The sequence below is a fragment of the Pseudomonas anatoliensis genome (assembly GCF_017976235.1).
GTDB classification, from domain to species: Bacteria; Pseudomonadota; Gammaproteobacteria; order Pseudomonadales; family Pseudomonadaceae; genus Aquipseudomonas; species Aquipseudomonas anatoliensis.
Genome location: NZ_JACVHC010000002.1, coordinates 650,068 through 662,203, shown reverse-complemented (window position 1 = coordinate 662,203; position 12,136 = coordinate 650,068). Strand labels below are relative to the sequence as shown.

At 57.6% G+C, this 12,136-nt stretch carries 15 protein-coding genes; 5 read left to right on the top strand and 10 right to left on the bottom strand.

What is annotated here, in order from left to right:
* Positions 1–59: 59 nt before the first annotated feature.
* From ICA16_RS08390 to ICA16_RS08375, 4 genes are all read right to left on the bottom strand, one after another.
* Complete coding sequence (locus ICA16_RS08390; protein ID WP_210700383.1) at positions 60–944, bottom strand: hypothetical protein; 885 nt, start codon at positions 942–944, stop codon at positions 60–62.
* A gap of 151 nt (positions 945–1,095) precedes the next feature.
* On the bottom strand, positions 1,096–1,596 hold the full coding sequence (locus tag ICA16_RS08385) for a hypothetical protein (RefSeq protein WP_210700382.1): 501 nt from the start codon (positions 1,594–1,596) through the stop codon (positions 1,096–1,098).
* Positions 1,596–2,321 (bottom strand): alpha/beta hydrolase, encoded by a 726-nt coding sequence (locus tag ICA16_RS08380; protein ID WP_228734152.1) that lies wholly within the window; start codon positions 2,319–2,321, stop codon positions 1,596–1,598. Before ICA16_RS08380 ends, ICA16_RS08385 begins: the two co-directional genes overlap by 1 nt.
* Before the next feature lie 6 nt (positions 2,322–2,327).
* Positions 2,328–2,822, bottom strand: a complete 495-nt coding sequence (locus ICA16_RS08375) for a PAAR domain-containing protein (RefSeq protein ID WP_042560408.1) — start codon at positions 2,820–2,822, stop codon at positions 2,328–2,330.
* Between the two features lie 29 nt (positions 2,823–2,851).
* On the opposite strand from ICA16_RS08375, the gene ICA16_RS08370 reads away from it, so the two are divergent.
* Positions 2,852–3,043: a hypothetical protein gene (locus tag ICA16_RS08370; protein WP_210554016.1), complete on the top strand. Its 192-nt coding sequence runs from the start codon at positions 2,852–2,854 to the stop codon at positions 3,041–3,043.
* Between the two features lie 101 nt (positions 3,044–3,144).
* On the opposite strand, the gene ICA16_RS08365 is transcribed toward ICA16_RS08370, so the two are convergent.
* Complete coding sequence (locus ICA16_RS08365) at positions 3,145–3,627, bottom strand: GNAT family N-acetyltransferase (protein WP_042562173.1); 483 nt, start codon at positions 3,625–3,627, stop codon at positions 3,145–3,147.
* A gap of 233 nt (positions 3,628–3,860) precedes the next feature.
* Between ICA16_RS08365 and ICA16_RS08360 the strand changes: the two genes are divergently transcribed.
* From ICA16_RS08360 to ICA16_RS08345, 4 genes are all read left to right on the top strand, one after another.
* Positions 3,861–4,514 carry an HD domain-containing protein gene (locus ICA16_RS08360; protein ID WP_210554017.1) on the top strand — a complete coding sequence of 218 codons (654 nt, stop codon included), beginning with the start codon at positions 3,861–3,863 and terminating at the stop codon, positions 4,512–4,514.
* A 110-nt stretch (positions 4,515–4,624) separates the two neighbouring features.
* The gene (locus ICA16_RS08355; protein ID WP_210700380.1) at positions 4,625–5,821 is read left to right on the top strand and encodes an MFS transporter; all 1,197 of its coding nucleotides are present in this window, start codon (positions 4,625–4,627) and stop codon (positions 5,819–5,821) included.
* Between the two features lie 82 nt (positions 5,822–5,903).
* Positions 5,904–6,239, top strand: a complete 336-nt coding sequence (locus ICA16_RS08350; protein WP_150605248.1) for a hypothetical protein — start codon at positions 5,904–5,906, stop codon at positions 6,237–6,239.
* 44 nt (positions 6,240–6,283) lie between these two features.
* A complete protein-coding gene (locus ICA16_RS08345; protein WP_150605247.1) occupies positions 6,284–6,541 on the top strand; it encodes a hypothetical protein in 258 nt (85 codons plus the stop codon).
* Positions 6,542–6,707: 166 nt separating this feature from the next.
* Here ICA16_RS08345 and ICA16_RS08340 read toward each other — a convergent pair whose 3' ends face one another.
* The 5 genes from ICA16_RS08340 to araH form a co-directional block, all read right to left on the bottom strand.
* A complete protein-coding gene (locus ICA16_RS08340) occupies positions 6,708–7,637 on the bottom strand; it encodes a PfkB family carbohydrate kinase (RefSeq protein ID WP_210700379.1) in 930 nt (309 codons plus the stop codon).
* Positions 7,630–9,096, bottom strand: a complete 1,467-nt coding sequence (locus ICA16_RS08335; RefSeq protein ID WP_150616004.1) for a purine-cytosine permease family protein — start codon at positions 9,094–9,096, stop codon at positions 7,630–7,632. The genes ICA16_RS08340 and ICA16_RS08335 overlap by 8 nt, the downstream gene beginning before the upstream one ends.
* A 168-nt stretch (positions 9,097–9,264) precedes the next feature.
* A complete protein-coding gene (locus tag ICA16_RS08330) occupies positions 9,265–10,263 on the bottom strand; it encodes an ADP-ribosylglycohydrolase family protein (protein WP_210700378.1) in 999 nt (332 codons plus the stop codon).
* Entirely contained in the window at positions 10,260–10,973 is a 714-nt protein-coding gene (locus tag ICA16_RS08325) for a GntR family transcriptional regulator (RefSeq protein ID WP_150593050.1), read from the bottom strand. Before ICA16_RS08325 ends, ICA16_RS08330 begins: the two co-directional genes overlap by 4 nt.
* A 190-nt stretch (positions 10,974–11,163) precedes the next feature.
* Positions 11,164–12,132 carry an L-arabinose ABC transporter permease AraH gene (araH, locus tag ICA16_RS08320; protein ID WP_042562174.1) on the bottom strand — a complete coding sequence of 323 codons (969 nt, stop codon included), beginning with the start codon at positions 12,130–12,132 and terminating at the stop codon, positions 11,164–11,166.
* Positions 12,133–12,136 lie beyond the last annotated feature (4 nt).

Here is a 12,136-nt window from a genome sequence, read left to right as displayed (position 1 = left end):
CTATAGACCTCTCAGCATGAAAATCTCAATATGTAATTTAGCATCCCACATTATGGGAATCATTGTATCGCCGACGCCCCCAAGCCATCCTCAAACAAAAACAGCTTAAAATTTTCAGGGTAATTCGAGCCAAACACATGAGTATCGCCCCGAGCGTCACTCAGGCCTTCCTCTTCGCGACCATCCGGGCGTTTGATCATGTACCTGACGTCCGCCTTGGGCTGCTGGGTGCGGGTATCGAAAATGCGGAATTTTCCATTCCGGGGTGCAAAAGAACTCAATATGCTGCTGTAGGGCATACTGCTGCACACTCCACCATGAACAATAATGTCTCCGCCGTGGTAACGCTTATCTGTAATGCATATCTGTTCAAAAGTCAGCCATGACAATGGGCGTAGTCCAGGCGGCAAAATCACATATTCCGGCGCTGTAATTTGATGCTGCACCTCTTTCATAATTCGAGAGGTTGGAATATACATAATCTTTGAATAATAGGCTTTATAGAAGGTAGCGGTAGTGGTAGTCCGACAAGGTATGTAATCTTGTGCCTTCAGCATTGAAAGCAACACTTCCTTTCTAATGGACAAGGAGCTAGAGCCGTGACTTACGTCCTCCTTGAATCTAAGGTTAACGTTAAACTCATAACGGCGATCACCTTCAACAGTACGAACTTCATCAACAACACCATTTGCAGTGTAACGAATGTGATGCAGAATTGAAAAATCGTTATCACCATCAAGCGAACATATTAGCCACGTACCGACTTGAGCGCTTATCCCATGCGCATCGTACAAATTGACCAGATCTCTATCAGATCTAAAGCGCAGATTGTAATGCCCCGAATCGTATTCGATAGAAGTGAATTCTATCCTTGGTGAAGGCACATTCAACTGCATACATGAGGAACATAAGGCAAATAAAACCACCAATAGCAACCTAGCCATTACCACTCCAAAAAGAAATAACACAGCAACTAAAACCCAGCGAATAATGCACGCAACTGACAATTCCTTGCTTACACGCGCATGGCATCTATCAATGACGCCCTGCCCGTGACCAAGCGAACTCCAGACCTTTATTTTTTTGTTTAGTGGCTCAGTGCTTATCCACTGCCTTGAGTATCTCTTCCACTGGTACATACATAGCATTGGAAAAATAAGTATCGATCATTGTCGCACTGGCAAAAAACTTACAAACCACAAACTTTCTATTCACCAACAAATTTTTTATTTCTTCGGGAGACAAATTTCTTTGACTGTTCCCATTGGCTACCGATTCACTGAAAACGACGTGCGACACAAAATCAAGATGAGTTCCAGACTTATCATCAGTAACCGAACCGCTCATAAACTTCTTCATCTGATGACCTTCACTAAAGTCAGGATCATCTTCTAACGCACAAAGCAGACCCACTCCAATCAACGATTTATACGGCCCCAAAACATCGACATCCGAAGTAAAATGCAGTTCATACAGACCTGTATTCGCAACACGCTCAATCTTAGAGAACTGAAGATTCGCAGGAGGCTTAGCTTGTTTGAATGTACATCCTGCAGACGCCATCACAAGCAGCAAAAAGACTATTCTGAATATCATCACATTTCGCCCCTGAAATGTTGATTTACCGAATTTATCATATAACTCAAAGCTGATTTCCCATCCGCCAATGCCGTGGTATACATGACGCCTGCAGCTTCATGATTAACGTCCATGATACTGTTCACGTTCGGCCCACTTTCAAGGCGCCATTGTTCGCCGATCCCAGCGATCCAGTCAGACATATTAGAATCTGAAGATTGAGCCAGAATATTTATCCACAATCCCGCCCGAGGCTGCGGCGTATCGGAATAGATATTAGAAATACCGCCAACCAGTGCCCCCTTTCCAACTGGATCGAGGGTAATCAGCATCTTAACGGAGTAACCCAAACCACTCAAATGGTTCGACAGGTGGGCGCCGTTCCACCCTCCTAGACTGTGCCCAACAATGTAAACAGCGTCACTTTTACAAAGCTCTTGAAGCACATTCGTTTTAATATTTTCCTCACCAATAACTTGATTGTACCCAAGATGGTAAGACTTCACGCCAGGGGCATAACTGGCTTGAATGACTGAGTTATCAAAGGACTTTTGTGCACGAGCCACGTTATTCTTCGGCCCAAAACCGTAGTAACTTTCCTTATCACCTGCTCCTCCGATGAAGAACGCAGCAGCACGCCGCATGTATTTAAACTGTTTAACTGCTTCGTCTGTTGGGCAGGTTAGCGTGTGTGAACCAAGATTCTTCTTGTCGCCATCCGCAGTAGAGGTATCCGTTCCCAATTCCAATCACTCCGCGAATAGTTCGATAGTTTCCGCAAGATGCGAGCTCACAGCATGTGTGAAACCTGCTGCGTCCGTTATACCGTGCTCTTCACTGCCATTCCCACGTTTGATGGTGTAAGGATGATTAGCGACAGGTTCTCCTGAGAATTCATCGACCAACTGCATCTTGTCCGTAAAATGCACCGGCATCGGCAGCAACCCACTAAACGCCGCCCCTCCGCCGCTCTGGCCGATAATCACCGTCCCCGAACCACCGATCACGACATTGCCGTGACCTCCGGTGCTGTCGAGCGTTGCGGCGTTCAGGCCATTGATGAAAACGGTGCCGGAGACAGCGCCGGTGATCGGACTGCCACACGCAGATTTATCAGTCATGCGCGCGGCGGCGAGGCCGTCGAAGAAGACGTTCGGCGAGCCGGAAACAATCGGGTTAGTGCCATGGCCAGGCAGTGGGCAGGCGGTTGGGTCGGTGACGCGGGCGGCGGGTTTTCCACTCAATTCAAAGCTCCTTGCTTCAGAGGTTCCGGGTGTGGCTGGTAGATGTCGACGTCGGTCGCGGCGAAGCGCCAGCGATTGTCGACGGGGTCGAACAGTGCGTGACGATACTCACGACTGTTCGGGTATGGAGTGGTTTGCAGTTGTTGCCAGGCATCGTCGAGTGGGTCACGGTCCTCGCTGACGCAGCGAAGGCTCCACGGGCGTGGAGAATTTTTGCCTGAGGCATTGCAGGTGTCGTCCGTGAGCGCGCAAAAATGCGCGCGTAGAATGCCGGACTAGAGCCTTGGCGACAATCGAATAAACACTAAATGGCCATCATCGTTCACTGGCCCTCGGCGAACTCGCGCAACACTTTGCCGTCCATGCGATAGCGCACCCATTCTTCCTGCGGTTGTGCGCCGAGGGATTTGTAGAATTCGATGGCCGGGGTGTTCCAGTCGAGTACGCTCCATTCGAAGCGTCCACAGTCATTGGCGCAGGCGATTTTCGCCAGTTGCCGCAGCAGGGTTTTGCCCGCGCCGCCGCCGCGTTGTTCGGGGGTGATGTAGAGGTCTTCAAGGTACAGGCAGTTGCTGCCGAGCCAGGTCGAATAACTGAAGAAGAACACCGCGAAACCGATGGGCAAGCCGTCGCGCAGGCAGATCAGACCATGGGCGGTCGCGCCTTCGCCGAACAGGCTGCGCTCGATGTCGGCAACGCTGGCGATGACTTCGTGGCGAGCCTTTTCGAAATCCGCGAGTTCAGTGATGAAGGCGAGGATTTGTGGTGCATCGCTGGGAGTCGCCGGGCGGATCTCGATCGTCATGGACGGGCCTTGTCGGGGGAGGAAAACGCCATAGTAAATCGGTGCACGGTGCTCGTCACATGGCAATACACTGCTTCCCTGGCTCCATCGGCCATTGTGGTGAGGAGGTTTACTCCCGATGGCCTGCGCAGCGGGCCCTTTTTTCAGGGCCGCTTCGCGCCCCAACGGGGATAAATCCCCTCGCCACAAAAGCTTGAACGACACGATATGCACGTAAATCTGAAGGGATTCACATGAACCTCCAAGCCTTCACACCGCTGTCTTCTCTTGCGGCAGAACTGCTGCCCCACGCCCTCGAACCCTCGGATGACGGCGCGCACGACATCGCACACCTGCAACGTGTCTGGCACAACGTGCGTACTTTGCAAACCGAAGAAGGCGGCGATCTGGAAGTGCTGCTGGCCGCCGTGCTGCTTCACGATTGCGTAGCCGTCGAAAAGAACTCGCCACTGCGCTCGCAAGCTTCACGTCTGGCAGCGGAAAAAGCGTTGGCGGTGCTGACGGAGTTGAACTGGGCCGACGCTAAAATCGAGGCCGTCGCCCACGCCATCGAAGCCCATAGTTTTTCCGCCAACATCGCCCCGCTCACCCTCGAAGCGAAACTCGTCCAGGACGCCGATCGTCTCGACTCGCTGGGCATGCTCGGCGTTGCTCGCACGTTCTATGTTGCCGGGCGCATGGGCTCGGCGCTCTACGACCCGCAAGATCCCGAAGCGAGGGAGCGCGACTACAACGACACACGTTTTTGCCTTGATCACTTCCAGACCAAACTGCTGCACCTCGCCGACGGTTTCCAGACCGTCGCCGGCCAGCGTCTGGCGCAGATTCGCCATCGGCGCCTGAAGGGTTTCATGGAACAGTTCAAAGAAGAGATTGGCATCGTCTGAGGCATTACTCCGGCCTGCCGCGATCCTGACTTCGCCAACCTCGCACCTAATCCCTGACCATGGCGTGGTAAACAGTTGCTGTTCACCTTCTCGGGTCAAGGAACCGCGTCATGTCTCAAGCAACACCCCAAGTGTCGGGCAAGCTGTTCGGCTTGTTCTGCCTCGCCAGTTATCTGCTGTCGCTGTCCTACGGCTCGACGTTTTTGCTGGCGCTGTTGATCGGTTCTCGCGGTGGCAATGAACACGATGCGGGCAGCGTGATTTCTGCGGCGATGCTCAGTACGTTTGTCGCGGTGCTGGTGTCCGGGCATCTGTCGGATCTGCTGGGGGCGGCGCGTTCGATTGCCTTGTTTGGTCTGCTGCTTGTTGCGGCGAGCCTGGGCTTTGCGATGACGCCGGGGTTTGGTCATCTCTTGCTGTTTTTCGGCTTGCTGCTCGGCCTGGGCTGGGGTGTGTTTTACACGTTGGGGCCGATCATTGTGGCGAGTCTGGTGACCCCGGCGCAGCGAGCTAAATACTTTGCCTTGCTGTCCGGCAGCATGATGACCGGAATCGGCAGCGGTCCATTGCTCGGGCGTACGGCCAGTGCGCTGGAATTGCCGGTGACCTCGGCGTTTTATCTGGCGGCGGCGGCGAGCCTCATCGGTGTGTTGTTGTTCTGGCGTCTCGGCTCGCAACTGAAAAGCACCCAAGCCACAACAGCCGCAAGCATCACTTGGCCAGCGACGACTCAGGTGCTCGGTTCCCGCGCAGTGTTTCCAATCATCATGGTCGGTCTCGGTGGCTGCGTATTCGGCGGTTTGTCGAGTTTCCAGACCAGTTATGCCGCCGCCCACTCGCTGGATTATTCGCTGTTCTTTCTCGGTTTCATGAGCGCGGCGATCAGCAGTCGCCTGTTGATCGCCGGGTTCGTGGTCAAGCGTGATCCCTTGCGGGCGTCGTGTCTGTTGTCGGGTTTGATGCTCGGCTCGATTGTGCTGTTCGCCTTCGGCGTGCACAGCGCTTTCAGCTATCTGCTGGCGGCAGTCATGCTCGGTGTCGGATACGGCCTGACCTATTCGGTGATCAACGGATTGGCGGCCAACGAAGCGCCCGTCGGTACCACTTCGCAGGCCTTGTTGCTGTTCAGCCTGGCGTACTTTATCGGCGTGTTCGGCTTTCCGCTGCTGGCCGGAAAGATCATCGTCGAACACGGTATGGCGGCGCTGCTATACACCGTAATGGCGGTGGCGCTGGTCAACTGGCTGATCACCATCGGCCGTTTGCTCTGGCGACGACTCAAAGTCAGAACCGCGCCAGCGATCTAGACCGTTCGTCGCTCATCAGGCACCAATCGACGACGAGGGCAGACCAACAAAGGGTATGGATTCCAATCACTGGAGAAGCCCTATGATCCCGTCAAGGTTGACCGCTTTCGTATTCAGCGCCCTACTCTGCCCCGCGGTTTTCGCCGCCACCGCTGCGGGCACCGGCCCTACCGATCCGACACCGCCCCGCGCGCCCGTCATCAACAGTGCCCCCGGCATTAACACCGATGGTTCTGGCGTCCCCCTGATCAACCAGCCACCTGCCACCGGTACTGACCCGCGCACGCAGGGCAGTGATCCCGGTCGCCAGGGTGGCATGAACACCCCCGACGCTCCCGCCACGCCAGACAACGCGGGCCCGGGCGTCGGTTCGAAAACCACCACCGGTGGCTCCGGTTCCGAAGGATCCGGCCAGTAGTTCGCCGACGCGAGCGTCCTATTCACACCCATGAAGAGGTAACCATGAACGTCGATAAAAACCTGGAAAAAGAAGTCCTCACCCGCCTGCTGCACGCCCACCCGAGTGGACTGGGCAAAGAGGTGCTGGACAATTACCGGGGCGAAAAGGTCGTGGCCAGCGCCCTCGCCTCACTGCAGGAACGCGGCTTGATACACCATGGCCATATCACCTGCAACGAGGCCGGTGAACACTCGCTGAATTTGCCGATCAAGCTCAGCGCTGCTGGAGTTGAAGCGGCGCGCAAACTGGATATGCAGTAGTACCGCGACCGCTCGCTGCCGATGCGGTGAGCGGCCGCTTGAAATTTATGTTGGGGCTGATGGCCTCGTCGCTGGCAAGCCAGCTCCCACAGTTCTTCTGGTGGACGCAACATGTGTGCACACCTCCGATCTCTGTGGGAGCTGGCTTGCCAGCGATGGCGGTAAATCAGTCGCCGCAAGTCTCGCGGATCAGCGCATCCACCTCAGCAGTCCCCGGCGCTGTCGCCGGCCCCCACCGAGTCACCGCCAAAGCCGCCGCAGCATTCGCCCGCCGCGCCGCTTCAAATGCAGTCAAACCCTGCGCCAACCCCGCAACAAACACCCCCGCATGCGCATCACCGGCACCATTGCTGTCCACCGCTTTAACGGCAAACCCGGGCACATGCCGACGCTCGTCACCTTGATGAATCCAGCAGCCCTGCGGCCCATCGCGCACCACCATCAACACGTCTTGCGGCAGATGCTCAGCCAGACAATCCAGCGCAACATCGATGTTCTCAGCCCCGGTAAAACGCAGCGCCTCGACGCTGTTGCTGGTCCACACATCAATGCGCGGCAGCAGCGCCTCCATCAGCGGTGAATCCGGCGATTCCACCAACGGGCCCGGATCGAACACCACGTGGATCGTGGCGGGCAATGCCAACGTCCAGGCAAGCAAAGCCTGCGCCTTACCCTCGTGCAGCAGGCTGTAACCGCTGAGATAAACATAGTCCCCGGCCTCAAAAGCCACGCTGTTCAAATCATCGACGGTGACCTCGCCTTCGGCGCCGATGTAGGAAATGAAACTGCGCTCGGCCGACGCATCGGTCAGCGCCACACACAAACCCGTGTCGCGCTGCGCAGGCTGGCTGATACCGATGTGAATCCCCTCGGCATGCATCGCCTGCCGCGCCTGGTCGCCGAAACGCCCGGTGCCATGGCGACCGAGGTAAACCACCGGCAGGCCATTACGCACCGCCGCCGCCATCACGTTGAAACCGCCACCGGCCTCGAAACCGGCGGACTGTGCCAGTACGTCGCCGCCAATATGCGGCAATTTATCCACGGCCATGACCAGGTCGATGATGACCTGGCCGGTGTGCAACATCTTAGGCATGAGCATTCTCGACTGGCGCGGCGCGGCGATCTTTTGCCCCGCCGAGGAGGAAATAAATGCCACCGGCGACCACGAACGTCACGATCCAGCCGAGGCCGTTGTGGCCCAGCCACGAGTCGGACAGGAAACCTTTGAACCAGACATTCTCAGCGGTGGTGCCGATGGTGGTGAAGCTGAAACCGAGCACGATGGCAATCGCCCACGCCCCGAATGCGCGCCACTCGATACCGCCGCGATACCAATAGGCGCTGCTTGGGCTGACGTCGAGCAGGTCTTGCGGGCTGTAGTAGTGACGATGAATCAAGTCGATCACGAAGATCCCGACCCACGCGGTGATCGGCACTGCCAGCAGGGAAATGAAGGTGATGAACGGGCCGTAGAAACTGTCGGCGATCAGCATGAAGTAGATCGAACCGGCGAAGATCGCAACGATGTCGACCACCACGGCGTAGACGCGCTTGACCTTGAGGCCGAGCGTCAACGTGGTCAAACCGGCGGAGTACACCGACAGGTTGTTCGACAGCAGCAGACCACCGAACGCCGTGATCAGGTACGGCACGGCCATCCAGGTCGGCAGCATGTCGCGGATCGCCACGATCGGGTCAGTCGCCGAGGCGAGATCGTTGTTACCCACCGACAGCAGGCCGCCGAGGGTGATCAGCAGCACCAATGGAATACCGGCACCGAACGCTGCGGAAGCGACCAGACGCACGGCTTTGACGCTGCGATGCTGATAGCGCGACATGTCCGCGCCCGCGTTGGCCCAGCCGATACCGGTGCCGGCCGCCATGGTGCCGATGCCGATGATCATTGCGCTGACCGGCGCCGGTGTGGCGTTGAACACCGCGCTCCAGTCGATGGTGGCGCAGAGAAAGCCGCCGACCAGAATGTTCAGCGCGCCGAAGACATACGTCGCCCACTTCTGGATCACCAGCAAGGTCGCATGGCCGAGGCCGGAGACCGCCAAGGTCAGCAGCACGAAAATCGCGATGAAGAGCAGCGTCAGCACGGGTGCGCTTTTCGCTTCAACCGGTGAGCCGAACAGGATCGAACACAGCGACAGCAGCACGAATGCAGCGGTGGTGGTGTTGACGGTTTCCCAGCCCAGACGCGACATCAGCGAGACCAGTGTCGGGCCGATATTGCCGCGCACGCCGAAGATCGCCCGCGACAAAGTCAGGCTCGGCGCGCGGCCACGGCGGCCGGCAATCGAGATGATCCCGACCACCGCAAACGAACCGGCGGCACCGATGATCGCGACGATGATTGCCTGCCAGATCGCCAGGCCGCGAAACGCGACCAGCGTGGCACCCAGCGGCAGGCCGAGAATGGAAATGTTGGCGGCGAACCAGACCCAGAACAGTTGCAGCGGATGACCGTTGCACTCGGCTTCCGGTACCGGCTCGATGCCACGGGTTTCCAGTTGCCCGGCGTTTTGCCCGGCGTTCGATGAACTCATGAAAATGCTCCTGTTTGCCTTTTTTGTGGTTGTGGGCAATTTATCAACCTGCACCCTCTCCTGTAGGAGCTGCCGCAGGCTGCGATCTTTTGATCTTTATTTTCTGGCTGCCTGAAAACTGCTGAAGATCAAAAGATCGCAGCCTGCGGCAGCTCCTACACAGGTACCTCAGCGCAGGGTGAGAAGTCCATTCACCAGGGGCTCAAGCTGCAGATGATTGACGGCTGTCACCGTCTCGATCATCTCGGTCGGCCAACACTCAAGACCCAGGCAGGCCCCAAGCATGGCGCCGAGAATCGCGGCGATGGTGTCGGTGTCGCCACCGAGACTCGCCGCCATGCACAACGCATCGAACGCGCTCATTTCACCGATGGCCACCTGCTGCGCCAGGGCGAACGAGACCACCACTGATTCCTGCGATGCCACCGAGGTGCCGATCACGTCGTAGAGCAGATCGGCCAGCAGCGCTTTGTCGCTGTCGACGCTGATGCTGCGCGCCCAACTGATGCGCGAAGCGATGCGCCCACCGGCCACCCAGTGACCGTGTACTTCGGCTTGTTGCGCGATTTGTTGGCCGAGGTTCAGCGCCTCGCCCAGATCCATACCATTGATCCCGGCCGAGACCACCGCCGCCACCGCCGCCGCGCTGGAAATCCCCAACGTGGTGTTGTGGGTGACCTGACAGGCCTGCACCACTGCAGCAATAAACCGCTGAGGATCGCTGACGTCTGCCGCGATCCCCACCGGGGTAATGCGCATGGCCGCGCCGTTGGTGGTGCCGTAGCGCCCGGACTCCTCCGGCGAATGACCGGCGAGGATCATCTCGATGGCGCGTTTGGTCGACGGGCCCAGCAGGTCCTGCGAGCCCTTGGCTTGCATCTGCGCTTCCCACTCGATCAGCCGTTGCGCGAGGATGGCCGGCTCGATATGGCCCTTGCCTTCGACCAGCAGCTCGCCAACCAGAATCGCCTGTTCGGTGTCGTCGGTGATCGAGCCTTTGGGCATGTTTGCGGCGATCGGTTGCAAGGGGCCTGCGTCTTGCAGATCGGTAATCCGGCCGAAGCGCGTCTTGATCGTTTCGCGGTTCAGCGATTGGGTCGGCATGCCCAGCGCATCACCGAGGGCCAGGCCATAAAACGCACCCAAGGCACGGTTGAGCGGGGTCATTTCGAATCTCCAAATTGCAGGTGCAGGCGGAAATGCACCGGGTCGAGCAGGCTTTCGACCTGTTCCATGAAACGGTTCTGCCGGTCGTAGGTGGTGCGCAGGGCTTTGAGGAATACCGTGCCTGGCGGACGGCCGAGCAATTCGGCATCTTCGGCATTCAAGGGTTCGGCGCCGAGCCACTGATCGCCGCGCTCGCCGATGTAACCGTAGGCGGCCAGGGTGATGGTCAGGGAATTATCGATCAGGCCGACGCGCGGCAGGCTTTCCAGGCCTCCGTTGGCCGGCATCAGCGAGCGCTCGAGGGACACCAGCGTGCCGTCGTTGGAGCGGCGACGGCGCTCGAGCAGAATGAATTGATCGGAGCCGAACACAGCCGAAAGATCGGTCCGGGTCACGGCTTCGAGGCGCAATACTTCGGTGTTGATCAACGCGCCAGTGTCTGCCAGTGCCTGAGCCCAGCCGCTGCGCTGGTCGAGAACCACACCGTCAAAGGTGACGATGGAACCGACCCCGCTTTGCGTGGCGATGTATTTACGCCGCTTCAGTTCAGCCAGCGCTTCGCGCAACGTGCCACGGCTGACGTTGAATTCTTGAGCCAACTGATGCTCGCCGGGCAACAGAAAGCCGTCCTCCATGAGGCCACTTTCGATGCGCCGAACGAGCTCGTCGACCACCCGTTGTTTCTTGTCGAATCGTACCTGTCTAATCATGTACAAAGTGATAACCGAAACGGTCGGTGGCGGGCAAGAAATATTTAAGGAAGATGACGGAAGGCGGGCAGTTGATGCGCTCCCCTGTAGGAGTGAGCCTGCTCGCGATGACGTCGACACATTCAAGAACAATGTGTCTCAAAGAACGCAATCGCGAGCAGGCTCACTCCTACATAGAGCGGAATACGGTTTACCGTTGTTTCAAACGATCGATAACCACAGCCAACAACAAAATCGATCCCCGAATCACATACTGATAAAACGTATCGATGTTCTTCAGGTTCATCGCATTTTCGATGATCGCCAGAATCAACACCCCGGCAATCACATGCCGAATCATGCCGATCCCGCCGCTCAGCGACACCCCGCCCAGCACGCACGCGGAAATCACTGTCAGCTCGAAACCCTGACCAATCATCGGCTGCCCGGAAGTCATGCGCGATGCCAGAATCACCCCGGCCAGCGCACCGATCACACCGTGCACGGCGAAGATGATGATCTTGGTGCGATCAACGTTGACCCCGGCCAACAACGCCGCTTCCTGGTTGCCGCCGATGGCCATGGTGTTGCGCCCGTAGGTGGTGTAATTCAGCAGCCAGCCGAAAAACAGGAAGCAGACGATGGTGATCAGGATCGGTACCGGCACGCCGAACAACTGGCCGTTGCCGAACACGAAGAACGATTCCTGCGACACGCCCACCGCTTTGCCGTTGGCAAAAATGTACGCCAGACCACGGACGATCTGCATAGTCGCCAGCGTCGTGATCAACGCATTGACGCGCAACTTGGCGATCACAATCCCGTTGATCAGGCCGACAATCAGGCCCATCACCAGCGCCGCACCGACGCCAAGGAATACGCTGTCGGTGTCGCGCATCACCACCGCCGCCACCACCCCGGCGCAGGCAATCACCGAGCCCACCGACAAGTCGAAGTGCCCCGACGCCAGGCAATACAACATGGTGCAGGCGGCGATGCCGGTGGTGGAAATCGCCAGGCCCAACCCGCGCATGTTCAGCGGCGAAAGGAAGTTGTCGATCAGCAAGGTGCAGGCAACAAAAATGCCCACGGCCGCCAGCAGCATGACCCAGTCATCGAGGAAGCGGCGCATGTCCAAAGGTTTGCGCTCTTTCGGCAGGGTTTCGTTTTGGGTTGTCATCATA